The sequence below is a fragment of the Chlamydia avium 10DC88 genome, assembly GCF_000583875.1.
Taxonomy (GTDB): domain Bacteria; phylum Chlamydiota; class Chlamydiia; order Chlamydiales; family Chlamydiaceae; genus Chlamydia; species Chlamydia avium.
This window is the reverse complement of record NZ_CP006571.1, coordinates 764,176-785,127: the sequence shown is the minus strand read 5'-3', so window position 1 is coordinate 785,127 and position 20,952 is coordinate 764,176. Positions and strand designations below refer to the sequence as shown.

The following is a 20,952-nucleotide window of genomic DNA, read 5'->3' as shown; positions in this document are numbered from 1 at the left end:
CAATGTAAAAAAGCGTTTGTTATTATAACTATATGCAAGCGGATAAACTATACAATAAAAGGTAGACTTTCAAGTTATGCTTCTGGAGTTTGTTTTGCTAATTCATGAAGAACTTTGTCAGCATTAAAGCTTGAACGTACAAAAGGTCCTGAGTATACAAACAATCCTAATGATTCTCCAATAGTACGATAATACTGAAAAGTTTCAGGAGAAACATACTCTTTCACAGGAATGTGTCGTCGCGAGGCACGCAAATATTGTCCTATGGTGACAATATGTACTCCATGATTAGCGAGATCTTTTAGTGTTTGTTTTACCTCGCTTTCTTGTTCTCCTAATCCCACCATAATTCCTGATTTAATTTTTAAATTAGGGGATACATGTTCTGCTGCTTTTTGGAGCACAAAGAGGGATCTACGGTAAGTTGCTTTGTGGCGTACCAACGGAGTTAATCTCTCCACAGTTTCAACATTGTGATTGTAAATAGTCAATCTAGAATCTAATAAGGTATGTAGGGCATCTACATTCCCTTGAAAGTCTGAAGCCAGAACTTCAACAGTTGTCTCAGGCAATTCTTGATGTATGGCATTGATAATACGTACTAAAGCACTTGCTCCGCCATCTTCTAAATCATCACGTGCTACCATGGTTAATACAATATGCTTAAGTTGTAATATTTTTGCTGACTGAACGATTTTTTGTGGTTCTTCAGGATCAGGAGGTTGAGGTTTTGTGGTAAAATTAATATTGCAAAATCCACAACGACGAGTACAAGCATTACCTAAAGTAAGATATGTAGCTGTTTTGCGAGACCAGCAACGTATGCGGTTAGGACAAAGAGCTTCTTCGCATACCGTAGATATCCCTGCATGTTTAATGGTTTTCTCTGTATCAGAAAAAGTAAAACCTTGAGGTAGAGATTGCCTAAACCAATGAGGAAGGCGCTTCCGCTCATGGTTTTTTTTGGCATTTGAGTTTCTTTAGAAGAACAATGATTCATGATTTTACAGATGGAGGTAGGTGTAACGGAGAGTTTGTAGCTAATAAAGCGCTTTCTGCCCAGACCTCTGCAAGAGTAGGGTGTGCATGTATCGTTTCATAAATACAAGGTAGTGTAAGTTCATTGCGAATAGCTAGAGTCATCTCTGCTATCAGTGATGCTGCATGTGGTCCTATAACATAAGCTCCCAGAATTTGCTGAGTAGTTTCGTGGCTAATGATAGCAGCAAAGCCGTCGGCTTCCGCCATAGCAACTGCTTTTCCTATAGCTCGGAAAGGGAATTTCGTGAGTTTAGCTGGAATATTTTGTTGTTGTGTAGCTTCTAGAGAAAGTCCTACTGTAGCAACCTCAGGGAAAGTAAAGATTATAGAGGGCACTGCTGAATAATCCATGATGTCATGATGACCAGCAGCATTGCGCGCTGCGATAATTCCTTGATGGGATGCCACATGCGCAAGTAACCATTTTCCAGTGATATCTCCAATAGCAAAGATATTCGGAACATTAGTTCTCATAGTATCATCTACAGGAATGATACCTCGTTCATCACGGATTACTCCTGCATTATCTAATCCAATTCCTGTTGTATTAAACTGTCGACCAATAGCTATAAGAGCGAAATCATATTCTTCTGTTTGTTCGTTAACAATAATTTTTACTCGATCTCCTAGGTCCTCTAGGTGTTGCAACGAAGCTTTAGTTAATACACGAATGCCTTGACGAGAGAACTTGTCCTGCATAGTTTTAGAAATATCTGCATTATTAATAGCAAGGATGTGGTCAGCGATTTCAATTATGGTAATTTCTACTCCTAGAGTATGGAATAGAGAAGCGAATTCACAACCAATCACTCCGCCTCCAATAATTACGAGTTTTTTGGGGAGTGTTTCCAGATTTAAAATTCCCGTAGAACAAAGTATTCGAGCAGAAAAGGGTACCGTAGGGAAGGGACGAGGTTCTGATCCTGTAGCTAATATAATATGTTTAGTTTTCAGTGTTGTAGTATCTTGACCAAGAACTTTAACTTCTGTGGATGAGATTAAAGAACCTTTACCTTGAAATGTAGTAATTTTATTGCTGCGTATGAGTCCGTCTAAGCCTTGGCGTATTCCGTGTACGACGGTGTTTTTTCTCTGCACCATGGCGGGGTAGTCAATGGAATACCCATCAATATGAATACCAAATTGTGGTGCTTGGCGAATTTGGGAAACGATACCTGCACCTACAAGTAGAGCCTTAGAAGGAATACAGCCTCGATTTAAACACGTGCCTCCTGCTTGTTGTTCTTCAATAAGTGCGGTGTTTAATCCTTGTTGTGCTGCTGTAATTGCAGCAACATAACCCCCAGGACCAGCACCAATAACAACACAGTCAAAATCTTTACTCATGATGAATTCCTAAGTTAATATAAATCGCAGAATCAAAGGCTTTTAAGGCAATATTCTCAAATGTTTCGGATCATCATATATTATATGAGGAACCTTTTGTTATTTTAGATCCAAAGATTAATTTTCAGCATTGATTTTTTCCTAATGGGAATTATAATTTAATTTATGTACCATAATTAGGCTAAAGTATACAAATACATACATAAGGATATTGCTTCTTATGTTAAATTCAGAAGGGAAAAAAGTAGGTTATCATGCCATTTGCTAAAGAAGCAGAAGCGCAACGCACATGCTGGAAATGTGAAGGTAGCGTGTCTATGCATATGCCTCAATGTCCCTATTGCAGTGCGTTCTTACAGGATCCTCCTGTAACTCCGGGTGGGTTCTCTTCTTGTCATATTTCTTTTCCAGAAGGATCTACTAAGGAAGAAACAGAGGATTTGTTTGCTGTTTCTTCTGAAGATTGGGAGGCTGTACTTAGCGATCAAAATACCTTTCAAAAACCAGATGAAAAAATTGTAACAGATTGGAAGTGGTTACAACATTGGCCTCTTGCCGCTCTATTTTTAGGCTCTGGATTGCTAGTTTTTGCTTTAGTCATGTTGTTGTTCGGTAATGATGAAGGACTAACGTTGAGCTGGCCCAAGAATCGTGTATATTTTTACGGAATTATGGGTGCTATACTTGCTTATCGTGGATATCGCAAGTTATCCTAAATTAGGGTTGCTTCTATCTTTATTGGTTCCTAAGTTATAGAATGTTGTTATCACTATGATGATCATCTTTGTACGAAAGAATGGTCAACAAATCTTCTTTATTTAACATATGCAGAATATTTGTATCTTGAGTAGAGATCACTTTATCTAAAAGACGCACTTTCTTTTCAATGAGGTAGTGAATACGTTCTTCTAGGGTGTCCTCAGTCATGAGTTTATAAATAAAAACAGTATTTTTTTGTCCTATCCTATGTACACGATCTAGCGCTTGATTTTCTTTTGCAGGGTTCCACCACCGGTCATACATGATTACTACATTTCCTGCTGTGAGATTGATACCCGTCCCAGCAGCTAGTAGGGAACCTACGAATACACGACATTCAGGATCAGAGGTGAAATAGGCAATTTCTTCTTTTCTATTGAGTGATTTTCCTTGGATTGAGGCATATTTTACACCGATTTCATCTAAATATAGTGTAATAATGCGAATCATGTGAATGTACTGAGAAAAGACAACAACTTTATAACCTGCAGATAATGAATCATGCATAAGCCGTACAAATGCGTTCCATTTGCCTGATTCATGTTTTTTATATTCTTCGGGATTTTTTAGGAACAAAGCAGGGTGGTCACAAATTTGTTTCAGGTGATTTAACAGAGTAAATACATGTAAATAATTTACTGATCGGTCTTCTAAGGAACCCAATTGTTGAATATGCATTTTCTCTCGTTTTAATGTAGATAGATAGAGTTTCTTTTGTTCTGGAGACAATACACAAGGAATAATTGATTCTACTTTTTCAGGAAGTTCAGGAAGAACAAGTTTTTTGGTACGACGTAGGATAAATGGCCGTGTGAGTTTTAATAACAGATCTTGAGACGAAATTATCTGATCATCAATTTCTGTGTTATTATGGTTTTTTGTGAATAATTTCTTAAACAAAGAGTCAGAAGGTAAATAATTTGGTAAGATAATGTCTAAAAGACTTTTGAATTCCAAAAGATTATTTTCTACAGGTGTTCCTGTTAATCCTAACTTCATTTGTGCGTTTAGTCGACAAAGAATTTTGTGAATTTGACTTGCTTTATTTTTTGCCACATGAATTTCATCAAATACGGCTATTGTAAATGATAGTTTGTAAAACTTCGCATAGTTTTGTCTTAGTGTTCCGTATGAGGTAATAATAATGTCTATGGGGGGAATAGTTTCTGGTTTGTTAGGCCCATGAAATGAAAAAATACCTACCGTAGGCAAATGAGTTGCTAATATATGTTCCCAATGAGGAAGTACACTTGTAGGACAAACAACAAGAAATCTAGGTCGTTCTGAGGTTTCAGTAGATTGAAAAACAATGTCTAGCAAAGCTGCTGCTTGATGTGTTTTCCCCAACCCCATCTCATCACAAAGAAGGCCCGATAAATGGTGGTTATATAAAAACCATAGCCACAATAATCCACTATTTTGATAGGGACGGAGGTGATGATCTGTAGAGAAAAGATTTTGGGGGATAGGAGGTAAGCATGCAGCTTTCAATTGAGAGAAAAATGTTAGATCTGTCTCACTAGCTTGGATATTTTTATGAGGAGACATAGGAGCTAGAGCATCTAACTTAAAGATATCTGTGACTGTAGCAATGATAGTGTTCTCTGGGATCAGGCATTTCTGTGCAATGAATTGTTTAAGAAACTGAAATAAACAATGCTGGAAATCTAAAAAGCCCGCTTGACTGAAAACTAAAGTTTTTTTTGTTTTTTATTGCTTGTAATACACACCCTATAGAAATGGAACCAATATTAGTTGTTAATTCCAATTGTAAGTGTAGAGGAGATGAAGGGTGAGGACGTTTTATAGATAAAAGTGTGAGTTCGAAGGTTTCTGGAGGACATAATTCAGGGCTAGCAAATACCAGTCTTTCGTTATGAGAATTTTGTGCTATAAATTCTGGTACTTGTTCAGCTGCGATGATTTTAGGAAATAGGGACAGTGGTTGTAAATGTGCAGGAAGTAAATGGAATCCGTGATTTTCTCTGTAGAGAAAAGGTCCAAATAATTGGCAATTCTCTTTTTCAAGGCCTTCAAATATGGGGGTAAGTTGTAATCCAGAGTTGGATGCTCTACGTATTTCAAGAGTAAGGTTAGTGAGAGGAGGAGGGCTAAAGAAATTGGGGAGCGTACGTAAAAATTCCTCATTATGCGTAATGAAATTAGGAATGTCTTGAGGCTCTACAATTAAGCCATCCTGAATGGGTGCATCAGATTCGCTGTTTAAAAAGAATCCTTGACCCGCCTGATAAACCCAGGGGCCATAGTGAATGCTTATAGCTGAGGAATCTCCGACATTATCATAATAAAAGAGCAAGACTCCTTGCTGAGTAATATTATATGTTAGTCGTCTTTCAGGAGCATGTTTGGTGAATACTTGGAATCCCGGTTCACGAATTAGATCTCCTTTATTATGTAAGAATTCTTCAACTTGATCTGCCTTAACTGTGAAAGAAGATTGAGGGGAAAGAAGACCAGTAATACTAAATAGACCTTGATCGGGAAGATAACAGAAATCAGGATAAATGAGTTCACCATTATTTAAGTCTCCAGGAGTGTGTAAATAGGCAGAGAAGGAGAGAGAACAATCTCGAAGTAGGTGAATGGTATAACGTATTTGATGCTTTTCATTTTCATAATGAAGGAGAGAAGATAACTGAGTTCTAAGCTCATTATGTAGAAAAGGAAGCATACTTATAGGAATAACAACTTCTTCTTCAGGGATGAGAACGTATCGTGATTTAGCTACATAGCCTACAGAACCAATTTGAGTGATTGGTAAATCACTTTGGCACTCCTGAATAGGTGTTTTTGTAAAGTGAATAGTGGCTTCTTTAGGAGAGACATGTGCTTGAGTTACGGAAAAATTTTGATAGTTTCCTAAAAATGTTGTCTGAGAGAAATTAATTGTTGGGAAAATACTTTCTAAAGTTTCAAAGTTTAAAATTTCACCTTTCAAAGAAATTCCCTCCCATTGCAAGGCAAATTGGGTGGGGAACCCTTGACGATTCTCAGTAAAATCTAGGCGAGCCCCGGATTTACAGCAGAAGAAAAAATATTTAGCTATTCGGTATAAAGAGGATTGCGGAAATGTATTTTCTGTATATGTCTCGGGATGGGTTGCTACATAGATAGTCGATAACCATCGTGCGTAGGCATCAGAAGATAATGCAGAGATTTCTAAAACGATATTATGATCGGATACTAGATACCTAGAATCTCTCTCAGAACGCACCTGGGATTGACTTAAAAAAAGTTTTAAAAATAACTCATGCCAAAAAGATTTTATAAACTTATAATGTAAAGGCAGCCAGCTATCAGTATCATAAACAGATAGATAGGCAATCATTAAATGTACACAACATTCACCATCAGGACAGCTACACGAAGCAAAAATTAAATTGTGAATATCACGGAATTTTAGTGTGCTTACCCAGCTACCCTCAGGAGAATCCTCATCAGGAACATGGATGGTGTAGCAATTCCTTAAAAAATCTATAGTAATATCATCGCGATGCTTAGCAAGATAATTTATTGCTGTATCGCGAAACTCAGATAAAGAACTTAAAATCATCATTATTATGCTAGTAAGCACATATGTGTGCTATTTTAACTTATTAGTCGCGAAATAATTGTAAAAGCGAATGTTAAATAAAACAAAGCTTGGACATGACGAAAATGCCATAATTTCTGGGCAATAGTCCCACACGACAAAGCAATCAATGCGGGATAACTTAGTTGCAATATGGGTAATAGGAGATAACTGATGTTCTCAAAATTCAAAATGGAAACAAAATAAGAAGGCACGAGAGTAAAAATTACTGCATTAGAGTAAGTCATGTGTTTTGACGAAATAACACGAGCTAAAAAGTCTGCAATGATTCCAGCTAGAGCAATTTCAGTAGTCAAACAAGCAATGAAAACACAGATACCAGTTAATAAACTGCTTGATCCGAGAAGAACAGTAGAAATTCTTCCTAAAATTTGTCCTTTGCTTACATTAGCTAGTATACTTGCATGTCTAGAAGCACATAAGGTAAATCCTAGATAAATGCATGCGAGCAATGCGCCAGCTAAAACAAAGGCTAACATTAAAGTGCGTTTGTCTTTTTTATTAATTTTTTGAAAATCCAATGGAGTTTCATCGACAGCATTTTCATGAGCTAACCTTTGTTGGATGGAAATTAATACAATAGAACAGAAGAAAAAGGAGGCTAATAAATCCATGGTATTAAATCCTTCAACAATACCTGCTAGCCAAGATTGCTCAGCAGAAAAAGAAGGAGATAAATTTAGGTGCGCAGGGGTGGTTAACCCTTTAAAAATAATCCAGAGGAGTATGGCTAACATAATAGGGAAGAATACTGATCCCAGCCACTGAATTAATTTACTTAATTTACAAGAGAAAACATAAATTAATAGGCAACAGATAAAACTAAATATAGGCAAGTTGGGCAAGAAAATTGTTTTTGTATCTGATAGAGATGCCAAAGTCGAATGGGATATAGCGATAGACCTGGGTAGCCCTCCGAAAGGACCTATGAGACATAAAATAGCTATAACAAGTATTGTTCCAGGGGTTTTCCCAATGGAGGAAAATAATTTTTGGTAATCTCCTGAATAGAGCAGTATACTGAATAACCCCAGAAGAGGAACGCACACAGCTGTAATAATCATTCCAAAGCAGGCAATCCATGGATGTGTGTGATGGCGACAACCTAAAACAAGTGGAAACACAATATTGCCGGCTCCAAAGAACATAGCAAAAACCGAGCCTCCAATAGACCAAATAGAGGGCTTGCGTTTAGAACGATCTCCAAAGCTAGGGGTGCGTTTATTCATCGTATTAAAGCAGTTGTAGATAGATAGCTATTTAGCTTAGAATATTTCTCTGTTAGAAAGCAAAGTAAATTTCTCTCATATTATTAGATAGGCAAGTATAGAAAAATCTAGCAAGTAGCGGGGGGTATTTTATTCATCAAGGGTGTTCTTTGGATAGAATATAAGAACATATAGTACATTTGTTGATATTATGATGGAGGGCAGGGCAATACTGCCGCGCATAATAAATAAGTTGGAGGTGTAACTTAGGTGAGTTTGCATTTCCAAAAAAGCGTACAAGATCTTTTTCTGCGGCGGAGGGGCTGCGTTTATTAGAGATTTTCCAACGTTGTGCTAATCTCAAGATGTGCGTATCCACGGGAAACGTGGGGAGGTTATAAATAATACTCAGAAATACAGAGGCAGTTTTTCTCCCTACCCCAGGTAATTGTGTCAATAATCCTAAGGAAGCAGGGGGCTCCCCATGATATTTTTCTGTAAGTATTTTTGATACATTAAGCAAATATACGGCTTTTCTTTTCCCAAGACCACAAGGAGAAATAAGTGAGTAAATCTCCTCATAAGAACATTGTGCTAGAGAATATGCATCTCCGGCACGGGAAAATAATTTGGGAGATACACTATTTACTGCCTTATCTGTGGAATTTCCTGAAAGCATAATTGCAATTAACAATTGAAATGGCGTGGTCCAACCAGTTAATGAAGGTTGAGGATCGGGGAACAGGACTTCTAGAGTTTCGAGAATATATTTTTTAATATGACAGTTATTTCCCAATGCAAAACCTACTAAAAATTTCTCCTAACACAGCTTCATTAATCTCTGATCCGGAGAGATGGCCAATTGCTTCCAAAGATTGTCTTAATTCTAGAGCTATAATTTCAAAGGGTAGGCCTCCTGAAAGTTCTTGAAGAGCAGTTAATAAATGAGACTGAATTTTTTGTAGCATGGTATGATGTCGAGACGACACTAAAAAAATTTTTTCGCTTTTACCTAAATCTTGTTGTTGCATCCATTGTTTTAACCATTCTTTAAGTGAATGCATTCCTTCTCCTGTTTTTACTGAAATTTCTAGTTGGGGGAGAGAGGTAGAGAATTTTGGAGGTGGAGAAATATCAGATTTATTCCATACGAGAAGTGTTGGTTTTTGAAATAAAATTTCTGGAAGGACTGGAGGTGGCTGGGTAGCATCCATAATCCAGAGGATTCCTTCAGCTTGCTCCATGGCATGAATAGCACGTTCGATGCCTTCTTGTTCAATAGGGTTATCTGTGGTGCGTTGTCCTGCAGAATCTATGAGACGAATGCGTTTGCCTTGTAACGTCCAATTATCTTCTAATAGATCTCTTGTGGTTCCTGGAATATTTGTAACGATAGCACGATTTTTCTTAGTTAGTGCGTTGAATAGAGAAGACTTTCCTACGTTAGGATGCCCTGCTAAAACTATGCTCGTTCCTTGTGCAAGACGTTGCCCTTCATCGAAACTAGACAGCAAATCAGAAACTATTGTATGAGCTTCATCCAAACGATTATAAGCAATAGTTAGGTCGGGTTGTTCTTCTTCAGGAAAATCGGCAGTAACTTCAATGAAGGCAAGTGCTTCAAGAAGTAGTGATGAAATACGGTGTATTTGTTGTGAGAGATTCCCTTGGAAGTGGTTTTGAGCAATGCGGAAGGCATCTAGATTATCGGCAGAAATCATATTTTGAATTGCTTCAGCTTGAATAAGGTCGATTTTTCCATTTAGAAATGCTCTTTGTGAAAATTCACCTGGTAAAGCAGGGCGGGCTCCTAAGTAAATTAAAGCTTCAAGAATTTGAGAACATGCAAAATATCCTCCATGGCACTGGAGTTCAATCACATCTTCCCCTGTAAAAGAACGAGGCGATCGCATAATGAGAAGCAATGCTTGATCGATAGGCTGCTGATTATAGGTTACTGTACCTACATGTGCTGTATGTGAGGCAAATGTCGTCACAGGACCCGAGAATATGTGATCAGCAAGAGAAATAGCTTCGGGACCTGACATGCGAACAATAGCGATGCTCCCCTCGCCTGGTGGGGTAGCGATAGCAACAATAGTATCGTGTTTAATCATGAATAGAAGAAAATGGAACTAACTTGTAAGACAAGATATCAGATTATCTATTAAAGATATAGACTGGTTTCCAATAATTCTTTATTAATGGTTTGGAATATTTTTATTAACTTTTTATATTGCTTTTTTGGATCGCAAGGATTGAATTAAGTGAAGAAGCCGCAGTATATTGATCGGTTAACCAGTCGCAAGGTTATTGAGCCTGTCTGTTACGAAAAAACTATGTTTTTTCTTTATGACTCTAAAATAGGGAGGTGGATATCTCGTTTGCTATCTCGGTCTCCTGTTTTTACTCGGATCTATGGTTGGATACAAAAACAGCCATGGACTCGTAGCAAAATTGTAAGTTTTGTTAACAACCATAACATTTGCACGAAAGAATTAAAGAGACCTCTTTCTGAGTTTTCATCGTTCAACGATTTTTTTACAAGAGAGCTACTCCCTACAGCTCGACCTGTAACTCCTGGGAAGAATGTTTGTGTGATGCCTTCAGATGGTTTTTATCTTGTCTATCCCAATGTTGCAGAGTTTGGTGAATTCGTTGTTAAATCAAAACGTTTTTCTTTGCCCAAACTACTAGGGGATGATGCTCTTGTTAAAAAGTATGACACAGGAAGCATGGTATTTTCTAGATTGGCTCTTTTTGATTACCATCGTTTTCATTTCCCCGTGGATTGTGTCCCCGGAGAGGCCCGTTGTATTAATGGGTATTTGTTTTCTGTGCATCCTATAGCAATGAAAGATAATTTCATTTTCTTCTGTGAGAATAAACGAATGATCACGGAGTTAAAAACAGAATCTTTTGGGGATGTATTGTATTTAGAAGTAGGTGCGTTAAGTGTTGGTTCTATTATTCAGACTTTTACCCCAGGGAAAAAGTACTCTAAGGGCGAAGAGAAAGGATTTTTTGAATTTGGAGGTTCAACAATTATTCTGCTATTTCAGCCTAATACTATCCAATTTGAAGTTGACTTACTAAAAAATTCTCGTATGGGGCTAGAAACTCGTTGCTTGATGGGGCAAGCTTTAGGACGTTCTTTGAGAGAATAATTTTAAAGACTTTAAAGGTTTTTTTTGGTATTGCAAAGAGAGAGAAAAGTGAATTTTGGCAAATTATGTGGCTAGTCATTTTATGGGCTTTAGTTGCAAGTTTAACAATAGCTCTAGTATTTAGATTCTATTGTCGTGTTGTTCATTTTCGTAATTACGCAGCACAGGTTATCCGAGATGTTCGCTTGAGTATGGAACTCAAGGAGTGGTATGCTGCCGAACAAAAGCTTATTCCTCTGTTAAAAAAACGTTCTTATCGTTCTCAATGTTTATTTGATTACATGCGAATTTTGCGAGCGCTTCAGCGTTTTGACGAAGCTGAAGCATTATTAGCCGAGGCTAAGAAATTACATTTACATGGCCCGCAGTTTTTTTTAGAAATAGCATATAAAGCGTATCGTCATGGAGCATATAAAGAGTCTTGTCAGGCATTTTCTTTAATCTCCAGTGAGTTTTTTGAAGAGCAGGATGCAGCAAAGTATGCTTCAGCTCTGATGCATTTGGGTTATTTAGATGCGGCTTGTAGTATTATAGAGCCATGGATCTCACCTCTTTCTTGTCAAGAAACTTACATTACTGTTGGTGATATTTATTTCGTGTCAAAACGTTATTCAGATGCCATAGAGTTTTATAATCGTGCCTATGCTCTTGGCCCCTGTCCTATGGAGGTTATTTATAATTTAGCACACTCTACACGGATTTGTGGTAATTATGCCGAAGCTGGGAAGTTATTTCGCAAATTGTTAGGAGAGACTAGTTATAAAGAGGAGGCACTGTTCAATGTTGGCTTGTGTGAACAAAAACAGGGTAGATCTCGGAAAGCATTATTAATATATCAAAGTAGCGATCTATGGTCTCGAGGAGATGCTTTATTAATGAAGCATGCTGCTTTAGCAGCTATGGACCAACGGGATTACCATTTAGCCGAGCATTGTTGGAATTTAGCATTTCAGTGTTGTACCTATGCTGAAGATTGGCAGTGTGGATTAGATTACGGGTTTAGTCTATGTTGTTTGAAAAAATATACTGATGCTGAAAAGATATATCTCAAAGTAATTCAAAAATTTCCTAATTGCCCTACTGCGTGCAAAGCATTAGCCTGGTTGTCAGGAGTTGGTTATGCTTCTATTGTGACTGCTGCAGCAGGTGTGGAGTATGCTAAAAAGGCTTTGCAGATAAATCATTCTTCAGAAGTTTTGGAGTTATTGAGTGCATGCGAAGCGCGTATAGGGAATTTTGATGCTGCTTACGAGATTCAATCTTTTTTATCTGGCCAAGATGTTTCTTTAATTCAAAAAAAGCGACGAGCACAAATTATGCGTAATTTACGTCAAAAACTTCCTCTAGATCATCAGCATGTAGTGGAAATGGATACTCTGCTTGCTGCTTAAATTCTTTTTTTTTGTTTTTCTTTTCTAAAAAAATTATCTCTTGTTTGAGGGAAGGCAAGCGTCATAGCGGAACTTTTGTTCCTTTTATTCATTAGAATCGAGTATGGTATTAAATAAATGAAATGGAATGTTAGGTTATTTCCTAGACAATTATATTTTGAATTAAGCGACATATGTTAGATTTTCTTAAACGTCTTTTTGGGTCCTCTCAAGAGCGTACCTTAAAAAAATTTCAGAAACTTGTGGATAAAGTTAATATTTATGATGAGATACTTTCTCCTTTATCTGATGAAGAGTTACGTAATAAGACTGTAGAGTTAAAAAAGCGTTACCAGGAAGGAGAATCTCTAGATGATATGCTTCCTGAGGCCTATGGTATTGTTAAAAATGTTTGTAGGAGGTTAATAGGCACTCCAGTTGAAGTTTCGGGTTATCATCAGAATTGGGATATGGTCCCTTATGATGTTCAGATCCTTGGTGCTATAGCTATGCATAAAGGATTTATCACTGAAATGCAGACAGGAGAAGGGAAGACGCTCACTGCTGTTATGCCCTTATATTTAAATGCTTTGACAGGGAAGCCTGTGCATTTAGTGACTGTGAACGATTATCTTGCTCAACGTGATTGCGAGTGGGTAGGTTCTATATTGCGTTGGTTAGGTTTAACAACAGGTGTTTTAGTTTCTGGATCTCCTTTAGAAAAAAGAAAAGAAATTTATCGTTGTGATGTTGTCTATGGTACGGCATCAGAATTTGGATTCGATTATTTAAGGGATAATTCCATAGCTACCTCTGCTGATGACCAGGTTGGAAGAGGATTTTATTTTGCTATTATTGACGAAGTTGATTCGATTTTAATTGATGAGGCCAGAACTCCTTTAATCATCTCCGGACCAGGAGAAAAACACAATCCTGTATATTTCGAACTTAAGGATAAAGTTGCTGAATTAGTTCAATTGCAAAGAGATTTATGTAATCAGTTAGCTTTAGATGCAAAAAGAGGATTAGATGCATTTTTAGACGTAGATATCCTTCCTAAAGATAAGAAGGTCTTAGAAGGTATTTCTGAGTTTTGCCGTAGTCTGTGGTTAGTAAGTAAAGGAATGCCTTTAAATCGAGTTTTACGTCGCGTAAGAGAACATCCTGATTTACGTGCAATCATTGATAAGTGGGATACTTATTATCATGCAGAACAAAATAAAGAAGAAAGCATAGAGCGGCTATCTGAATTGTATATCATTGTTGATGAGCATAATAATGATTTTGAGCTGACAGACAAGGGTATGCAGCAATGGGTAGAAAAAACAGGCGGTTCCATGGAAGATTTCGTTATGATGGATATGGGCCATGAGTATGCCTTGATAGATAATGATCCTAATCTTTCTCCCACAGATAAAATCAATAAAAAAATTGCTATTTCTGAAGAAGATACGCAAAGAAAGGCGCGAGCTCATGGTCTACGTCAGCTATTAAGAGCGCATTTATTAATGGAAAAAGATGTCGATTATATTGTGCGTAATGATCAAGTTGTTATCATCGACGAGCACACAGGGCGCCCACAACCAGGCCGACGTTTTTCTGAAGGTTTACATCAGGCAATAGAAGCCAAGGAACATGTAACTATACGGAAAGAATCTCAGACTTTTGCTACAGTTACTTTACAGAACTTTTTCCGCTTGTATACGAAACTTGCAGGTATGACAGGAACGGCCATTACAGAGGCTAGAGAGTTTAAAGAAATTTATAATCTCTATGTTTTGCAAGTTCCTACATTTAAGACTTGTCTACGTATTGATCATAATGATGAATTCTATATGACTGAACGAGAGAAGTACCATGCAATTGTTAATGAGATCGTTCGAGTTCATCAACAGGGGAATCCTATTCTTGTAGGTACAGAATCTGTTGAAGTTTCTGAAAAGCTTTCGCGTATTTTAAGGCAAAATCGTATTGAACATACAGTATTGAATGCGAAAAATCATGCTCAAGAGGCAGAGATTATTGCAGGAGCTGGGAAATTAGGTGCTGTTACTGTAGCAACGAATATGGCAGGCCGAGGTACGGATATTAAATTAGATAAGGAATCGATTGTCGTTGGTGGATTACATGTTATTGGTACGAGTCGGCATCAATCTCGTCGTATTGATAGACAATTGCGAGGGCGTTGCGCACGGTTAGGAGATCCTGGTTCTGCTAAATTTTTCTTATCTTTTGAAGATCGTTTGATGCGCTTGTTTGCTTCTCCTAAGTTAAATGCGTTGATTCGTCATTTCCGTCCTCCCGAAGGGGAAGCGATGTCGGATCCTGTGTTCAATAAACTTATAGAAACTGCCCAAAAGCGGGTGGAAGCAAGAAATTACACTATTCGTAAACATACTTTGGAATACGATGATGTTATGAATAAGCAAAGACAGACAATCTATGCTTTTCGTAATGAAGTGTTGCGATCAGAAGATGTTCTCAGTTTAGCTACGGAAACAATTTATCATATTTCTTTGATGATAGCTTCACTGTTAATGAATCCAAATCATCCTTCTGGGCATTCTCTTCCCTCATTAGAAAATTGGGTAAATTATTCTTTCCCCATACAATTAGATATTACAGCTTTGAAAAAGCTGCATAATCTAGATGCTATAGCAGAAAAAATTGCTAAAGAGTTGGCAAGTGCTTTTCACAAAAAATTTGCTTCTATGGTGGAAGAAATTTCTATCGCCTCAGGATCTGATGTAGATGCTCAGAGTATTTGTCAGGATATTATCCGATCAGTAATGGTCATGCATATTGATGAGCAGTGGAAAATTCATCTTGTAGATATGGATTTACTGCGTAGTGAAGTGGGATTGCGTACCGTAGGTCAGAAAGATCCTTTAATTGAGTTCAAACACGAATCCTTCTTATTATTTGAAAGTCTTATTCGAGACATTCGTATTGCTATTGTTAAGCATTTATTCCGTCTTGAATTAACGATGACGAGAGAGCAACGTCCTCAGAATGTTGTCCCTGTGGTTGCAACATCTTTTCAAAATAATGATAACTTCGGCCCAATGGAGTTAACTATCATAGGGGACTCCGATGAGGTTTAGGAGGGGAAGACAATTTTTGATTGGGCTGGGCTAGCTTCCAGCCTTTTATTTGTTTCTAAAATTTTAAATAAATGAGGACCATGGTGACCAGGAAAGTGATTTATCTTCAAGATGTCTAATCCAAAATGTCCTGTGGTTGTCCCCAATTAAGAATTGCACGAGGTGTTCCATATCTAAAGCAGTCATACAAATAATAATATTATTTAATGATTCAGATCCTTTGGGGAAATCTTCAGGAGAATTGATAAAATTTTCTACATCTGTAGTTAATAAGAAGTCGGGTTCTAATAAGGTGTTAAAATCATATTGTTTACTTTCAATAGTTTTTGGGGGAATAGTGAACCATGTATCCCACTCTCCCTCTAGGCAACTACGTGTATAAGCACAGTTATCATCACTAATATAAAATTGACGAATAACGCCTTTCAGAATAGATTCTCCAAGAACTATAAGAAGATCACCGGCATCTTTATCTTCTTCAACATATACACCAGTTTCCTGGTATTTATCTAAGGAGAGAGCTTCTTCAGAGCAGGAAAGGAATTCTTCGAGCGAGTCTTGTTCTTCTTCAGCTTTTGATGCGTCAAAATGATCATAGTTCATAGTTAAAGTCTCCAAGAAATAATTAATTTGTTTTTATTTTTTAAATAATAATATTTTATTTTTTTAACAAATTAATTTGTTCTTTTCGTTTTTTTCTTTAAATTCTAAATCAAATGGTATTCCATATAAATTAAGAGAGTTTTTTAATGTGTTCTTTAAGTAATACTCATAATGTTTCGTTAATAATGATTTTGCATTTATGAATAATAGAAACTGGAAAGGAGTCGCTGTTTTATGAATCGCATAATAAATACGCAATCTTTTCCCATTGATGACTTGAGGATGATGCTTTTGTAGAGCAGTAATTAGGGTTTTATTTACAACAGATGTGGGGACTTTATTAGAAATTGTTTTAAATAGTTCATCAATAGAAGAGAAGATTTGGTTGAGGTTACGTTTCGTAGTTGCAGATATGCAGAGAATACGTGCATTGCCTATATACGTATCTGTAGCACGTAGATCTCGGATGAAATGTTCCATACGTATCCCCCGCATTAAATCCCATTTATTTATGAGGATAATATGGGGTTTTTTGTGTTTAGTAATTAAAGAAAGGATACGCTTGTCGTAGGATGAGAGCCGTTGCGTTGCATCAATGACCAATAGACAAATATCAGAACGTATTATGGCTTTTTCTGTCCTTGAGGAAGAGATCCACTCTATAGAGTTTTTCACACTTTTCATTTTTCTCAAACCAGCCGTATCTATGAATAGGTATGGACGTCCATGATGAGAATATAAAATATCTATATTATCTCGAGTAGTCCCCGGAGTATTGTCAATAATACAGCGTTCTTCATTTAGGAGGCTATTAATGATAGAAGATTTCCCTACATTAGGGCGCCCAATAAGTGCAATTTTTAAAGGACGGTGGTCTTGAGAGGGAAGAGAAACAAATGGAATTTCTTTATCTTCGTATTGTTCAACGAAGTTTATATGGGCATCTAGTTGATTATCATTTTCTGCAGTTTCTTGTTCTACAATATCCGAGGAAATGCTAGCTAGAGCCTTTATTTTGTTTAATAGGCGATCGATATATTTATCATGGCTCGCGGATATAGGTAGAACTTCAGAGATACCAATTTTATATAATTCATGAATACGTTTTTCATCTGCAACGGTATCTGCTTTATTAGCGACCAGGATGATAGGTTTTTTTAATGGTAATAGTTGCTTAGCAATTCTTGCATCTGATTCTGTGATTCCACAACGGATGTCTATAACAAGAAGTAAAATATCTGCTTCATTAGCTCCTGCTACAGCTTGTTTAGAGATATGTTGTTGAAAATGATCTTTAGAATATTTATCTAGTCCTCCAGTATCAATTACTTGAGCTGGGACGTTCCAGTCGGGGATATTGCCATATAAGCGATCACGAGTTGTGCCTTCTTGGGCATTTACGATGGCTAGAGATCGTTTACATATGCGATTGAATAGCGAAGATTTTCCCACATTGGGTCTTCCTAGAATAGCAATCCGCAGCATGATACACTCAATTAATCCTATTTTGAATAATGAAAGGAAAAATAATAAAAGCTAAAAAATTAAATCTAAAGAAATAAAATTGATAGAGAAAATATATTTTTATTTTTTACTTCCAAAAACCTTTTTCTTTGAGCAGAGATAGAATTTTTTCTTTGTCATGGCAATTATTCTCTATAGAGAGTATTTCAGCTTCTTTGAGGAGATCCCCCAGTAAGCGGCCTGGAGCAATTCCTCGAGAGATTAAGTCAGCAGCAGAGATTAAAGGAGAGGAATTTTTGATTCTTAGTATAAATTTTTCTAATCGGCTTTCGAGTTGTTGAACACGAGAGATGAAATATTGTTGTTTTAGAGGATCTTTTTGCGTAGCTGAGAATAAAGATAGTAATAGCTTTGCTGTAGGGGAGGCTAAAAAATGAGCCCAAAAGACATGATTATTTTGAATATTTTGGAATTGAGGCAAAGCTTTGTACCACAATTCTATAAATTGTAATTCTTTATTTGAAATACGTAAACGCGAAAAAGCTACACAGGCAGCTTCTTCACTTACTCCCTGAAATAGAGGGAGAAGAAAAAGAATTTCAGGGAAATCTTTTGGGTTAAGTTTCTTAGAAAATTCTATACTTGTTTGTAGAAGTCCGTAAGGAATATTTCGCAACTCAGGGAAGATGATAGTAATGACCTTTAATTTAATTAGAAGGAAAAGAGATTCATAAGGATGTTTTCTTAGCATTTTTTTGAGTTCTTGCCAAATTCTCTCGGGAGATACGGAGTGAATTAAAGTCGGAGCTTCTTTAAGAATTGCTCGTTCTGTGGCGGGGTCTAAAGAAAATCCTAATGAAGAACTGAATCTTATAGCACGGAGTATACGTAATTTATCTTCTGAGAAACGTAATTTTGGGTGCCCAATAGTACGAATTACTTGTTTTTCGATGTCTCTTTGTCCTTCCACGAGATCAAAGAGTTTTTCTTCGAAAGGATCATAGTACATACCATTGATTGTGAAATCTCTTCGTAAGACATCGTCTTTCATTGAAGAGAACACTACGTGTTGGGGATGTCTGCCATCTTTATAATTTTCATCACTTCGAAATGTCGCTACTTCGAATAACTGCCCATCTTCTTTAACAACGATAATACCAAATGCTGCACCTAATGCTAAGGTATTGGGGAAAATCGTAGAGACAATAACAGGTGGAGCGTCAGTAGCTATATCAATATCTTCAATGGGCTTGCCCATCAACATATCACGAACACAGCCACCAACAAAATAGGCTTGATAACCAGCATTGCGTAATTTTACGAGGATCTTTTTTGCAGCTTCTAGGGTGGTTGTTGTCATTACATCCCTAAATCAAGAAGAATTGTTTTTTAAGCTATAGCTTCGGGAGTTCTTCTAATAATTACAGGAGCTTTATGTTCTACAATAGTATCTTCTTGAATCCGTATGGCTTCTACTGTAGAATCCGAGGGAATCTCAAACATGAGATCTCTGAGTAGATTTTCTAGCATCATACCCAAGGCTCGTGCTCCTGTTTTAGCTAGCTTAGCTTTTTTTGCTATAGCATATAAGGCATCTTTTTCGAAAATTAACTTTACGTTTTCCTCAGCAAATAGCTCAACATACTGCTTAACAATAGCATTGGTAGGTTCTGTAAGGATTGCTACAAGTTCATCTAATGAGAGTTCTTCGCAATTTACAATGCAATTAAATCGTCCTACAAATTCAGGAATCATACCGAAAGCAATAAGATCTTCAGTTTCTACTTTAGTGAGTAGGCGATCACGATCCTTTTGTGAGAAGTCACCTTGATCGTCAGAAAATCCGATAGTTGTTTTCCCAAGACGTTTAGCAATGATTTTGTCTAAATTAACAAAAGCTCCTCCTACGATAAATAAGATATTTTCTGTATTCACGCGGATATATTCTTGGTTAGGATGCTTTCGTCCTCCTTTTGGAGGTACATTAGCAGTTGTTCCTTCGATGATTTTTAATAGAGCTTGTTGTACACCTTCACCAGAGACGTCTCGAGTAATGGAAACATTGGCTGTGGTTTTACCTATTTTATCAATTTCATCGATATAAATGATGCCACGTTCGGCTCTAGTTACGTCATAATCTGCAGCTTGCAACAACCTTAAGACAATATTTTCTACATCCTCACCGACATATCCTGCTTCTGTTAGAGTAGTAGCATCGGCTATTGTAAAAGGAACATCTAAAATTTTTGCTAAAGTTTTGGCAATTAATGTTTTTCCGGAACCTGTGGGACCTAGGAGTAAAACATTTGATTTTCCGTAGCTTATGTGCTTGTTATTTAATAAAGCGCGTATACGTTTGTAATGGTTGTATACTGCTACAGCAATAGTTTTTTTTGCTCGTTCCTGTCCAATAACATATTCATCAATATGTTTTTTGATTTCCTTTGGCTTTAGGACTTGAAGGTCAGAGTTTTGTGTTGGCGTTTCTACAGCAGGATTTGTAGTCTGAGAAGACACAGGTTTTTTATCTAAAATCCCTGAACATAGTTTAATGCAGTAATCGCAAATGTAAACAGAGGGACCTGCAATAAGCTTTTCTACATCTTTTTCAGAACGCCCACAAAAAGAGCAAATAGTAAGATTTTTTTTGTTCATAACCACTCTCTAAGAGATAGTATCTTTATCTTTTGTATCTTTTGCAGAGGTAACAACCTTATCAATTAAACCATAAGCAATAGCTTCTTCGGCACCCATAAAGAAATCTCTTTCCGAATCTTCTATGATTTTTTCCACAGGTTGTCCTGTACATTCAGCAAGGATATTTGCAAGGTGTCGTTTTAATGTTAAGATTTCTGCAGCTTGTAATTGAATATCTGCAGAAGTTCCAACAATGCCTCCAGAAGGTTGGTGTATCATCATTCGGCTGTGAGGCAGAGCATAACGTTTCCCTTTTGTTCCTGCGGACAGGAGAAGGGCTCCCATAGACGCTGCTTGTCCTATACAGTAGGTGTTTACATCACAACCCAAGAAGCGAATGGTATCATAGATTGCCAATCCTGCTGTAATATATCCTCCGGGCGAGTTGATAAAAATTTGAATATCTTTTTTAGGATCTTCAGACATTAAAAAAAGTAATTGAGCAATGACAGTATTTGCAAGCGGTTCAGTAATTTCTTGGCCAATCATTACAATACGATCTTTTAATAGACGTGAATAGATATCCATGGCGCGCTCACCACGGCCCGTGTCCTCGACCACATAGGGAACCAATGTCAT

Annotated in this window: 13 protein-coding genes and 2 pseudogenes; 4 read left to right on the top strand and 11 right to left on the bottom strand. The window is 37.1% G+C overall.

All coding sequences use genetic code 11. The annotated features are described in order from the left end of the window. Positions 1 to 74: 74 nt before the first annotated feature. A pseudogene (lipA, locus tag RT28_RS03435) lies at positions 75 to 947 on the bottom strand (lipoyl synthase); the annotation flags it as partial. A 49-nt stretch (positions 948 to 996) separates the two neighbouring features. Then, entirely contained in the window at positions 997 to 2,388 is a 1,392-nt protein-coding gene (gene lpdA, locus RT28_RS03430) for a dihydrolipoyl dehydrogenase (protein WP_038500896.1), read from the bottom strand. A 254-nt stretch (positions 2,389 to 2,642) separates the two neighbouring features. On the opposite strand from lpdA, the gene RT28_RS03425 reads away from it, so the two are divergent. Beyond that, positions 2,643 to 3,104, top strand: coding sequence for a phage holin family protein (locus tag RT28_RS03425; RefSeq protein ID WP_020355625.1), 462 nt, complete (start codon positions 2,643 to 2,645; stop codon positions 3,102 to 3,104). Between the two features lie 34 nt (positions 3,105 to 3,138). On the opposite strand, the pseudogene RT28_RS03420 reads toward RT28_RS03425, so the two are convergent. The 4 genes and pseudogenes from RT28_RS03420 to mnmE form a co-directional block, all read right to left on the bottom strand. After that, positions 3,139 to 6,721: pseudogene (locus tag RT28_RS03420) on the bottom strand (DEAD/DEAH box helicase). Between the two features lie 35 nt (positions 6,722 to 6,756). Continuing rightward, positions 6,757 to 7,989 carry a branched-chain amino acid transport system II carrier protein gene (gene brnQ / locus RT28_RS03415; protein WP_020355623.1) on the bottom strand — a complete coding sequence of 411 codons (1,233 nt, stop codon included), beginning with the start codon at positions 7,987 to 7,989 and terminating at the stop codon, positions 6,757 to 6,759. Between the two features lie 136 nt (positions 7,990 to 8,125). Beyond that, positions 8,126 to 8,764, bottom strand: coding sequence for an endonuclease III domain-containing protein (locus RT28_RS03410; protein WP_020355622.1), 639 nt, complete (start codon positions 8,762 to 8,764; stop codon positions 8,126 to 8,128). After that, on the bottom strand, positions 8,754 to 10,085 hold the full coding sequence (gene mnmE / locus RT28_RS03405; RefSeq protein WP_020355621.1) for a tRNA uridine-5-carboxymethylaminomethyl(34) synthesis GTPase MnmE: 1,332 nt from the start codon (positions 10,083 to 10,085) through the stop codon (positions 8,754 to 8,756). The genes RT28_RS03410 and mnmE overlap by 11 nt, the downstream gene beginning before the upstream one ends. A gap of 150 nt (positions 10,086 to 10,235) precedes the next feature. Between mnmE and RT28_RS03400 the strand changes: the two genes are divergently transcribed. From RT28_RS03400 to secA, 3 genes are all read left to right on the top strand, one after another. Continuing rightward, the gene (locus tag RT28_RS03400) at positions 10,236 to 11,135 is read left to right on the top strand and encodes a phosphatidylserine decarboxylase (protein WP_020359151.1); all 900 of its coding nucleotides are present in this window, start codon (positions 10,236 to 10,238) and stop codon (positions 11,133 to 11,135) included. A 65-nt stretch (positions 11,136 to 11,200) separates the two neighbouring features. Next, complete coding sequence (locus RT28_RS03395; RefSeq protein WP_020359150.1) at positions 11,201 to 12,526, top strand: tetratricopeptide repeat protein; 1,326 nt, start codon at positions 11,201 to 11,203, stop codon at positions 12,524 to 12,526. A 173-nt stretch (positions 12,527 to 12,699) separates the two neighbouring features. Beyond that, on the top strand, positions 12,700 to 15,609 hold the full coding sequence (gene secA / locus RT28_RS03390; protein ID WP_038500892.1) for a preprotein translocase subunit SecA: 2,910 nt from the start codon (positions 12,700 to 12,702) through the stop codon (positions 15,607 to 15,609). Between the two features lie 63 nt (positions 15,610 to 15,672). On the opposite strand, the gene RT28_RS03385 is transcribed toward secA, so the two are convergent. The 5 genes from RT28_RS03385 to RT28_RS03365 form a co-directional block, all read right to left on the bottom strand. Next, positions 15,673 to 16,212: a hypothetical protein gene (locus tag RT28_RS03385; protein ID WP_038500889.1), complete on the bottom strand. Its 540-nt coding sequence runs from the start codon at positions 16,210 to 16,212 to the stop codon at positions 15,673 to 15,675. Positions 16,213 to 16,275: 63 nt separating this feature from the next. Beyond that, positions 16,276 to 17,697 carry a ribosome biogenesis GTPase Der gene (gene der, locus RT28_RS03380; protein ID WP_020359149.1) on the bottom strand — a complete coding sequence of 474 codons (1,422 nt, stop codon included), beginning with the start codon at positions 17,695 to 17,697 and terminating at the stop codon, positions 16,276 to 16,278. 106 nt (positions 17,698 to 17,803) lie between these two features. Beyond that, on the bottom strand, positions 17,804 to 19,036 hold the full coding sequence (locus RT28_RS03375; protein WP_020355614.1) for a CCA tRNA nucleotidyltransferase: 1,233 nt from the start codon (positions 19,034 to 19,036) through the stop codon (positions 17,804 to 17,806). Between the two features lie 29 nt (positions 19,037 to 19,065). Further along, on the bottom strand, positions 19,066 to 20,331 hold the full coding sequence (gene clpX / locus RT28_RS03370; RefSeq protein ID WP_038500886.1) for an ATP-dependent Clp protease ATP-binding subunit ClpX: 1,266 nt from the start codon (positions 20,329 to 20,331) through the stop codon (positions 19,066 to 19,068). A gap of 9 nt (positions 20,332 to 20,340) precedes the next feature. Continuing rightward, positions 20,341 to 20,952 (bottom strand): ATP-dependent Clp protease proteolytic subunit, encoded by a 612-nt coding sequence (locus RT28_RS03365; RefSeq protein ID WP_020355612.1) that lies wholly within the window; start codon positions 20,950 to 20,952, stop codon positions 20,341 to 20,343.

Bases quoted from the DNA above. Each gene is read 5' to 3' on its own strand.
- RT28_RS03365 (WP_020355612.1), bottom strand. From the start codon at position 20,952: ATGACATTGGTTCCCTATGTGGTCGAGGACACGGGCCGTGGTGAGCGC.
- RT28_RS03395 (WP_020359150.1), top strand. From the start codon at position 11,201: ATGTGGCTAGTCATTTTATGGGCTTTAGTTGCAAGTTTAACAATAGCT.
- clpX (WP_038500886.1), bottom strand. From the start codon at position 20,331: ATGAACAAAAAAAATCTTACTATTTGCTCTTTTTGTGGGCGTTCTGAA.
- RT28_RS03425 (WP_020355625.1), top strand. From the start codon at position 2,643: ATGCCATTTGCTAAAGAAGCAGAAGCGCAACGCACATGCTGGAAATGT.
- RT28_RS03375 (WP_020355614.1), bottom strand. From the start codon at position 19,036: ATGACAACAACCACCCTAGAAGCTGCAAAAAAGATCCTCGTAAAATTA.
- lpdA (WP_038500896.1), bottom strand. From the start codon at position 2,388: ATGAGTAAAGATTTTGACTGTGTTGTTATTGGTGCTGGTCCTGGGGGT.
- der (WP_020359149.1), bottom strand. From the start codon at position 17,697: ATGCTGCGGATTGCTATTCTAGGAAGACCCAATGTGGGAAAATCTTCG.
- brnQ (WP_020355623.1), bottom strand. From the start codon at position 7,989: ATGAATAAACGCACCCCTAGCTTTGGAGATCGTTCTAAACGCAAGCCC.
- RT28_RS03385 (WP_038500889.1), bottom strand. From the start codon at position 16,212: ATGAACTATGATCATTTTGACGCATCAAAAGCTGAAGAAGAACAAGAC.
- mnmE (WP_020355621.1), bottom strand. From the start codon at position 10,085: ATGATTAAACACGATACTATTGTTGCTATCGCTACCCCACCAGGCGAG.
- secA (WP_038500892.1), top strand. From the start codon at position 12,700: ATGTTAGATTTTCTTAAACGTCTTTTTGGGTCCTCTCAAGAGCGTACC.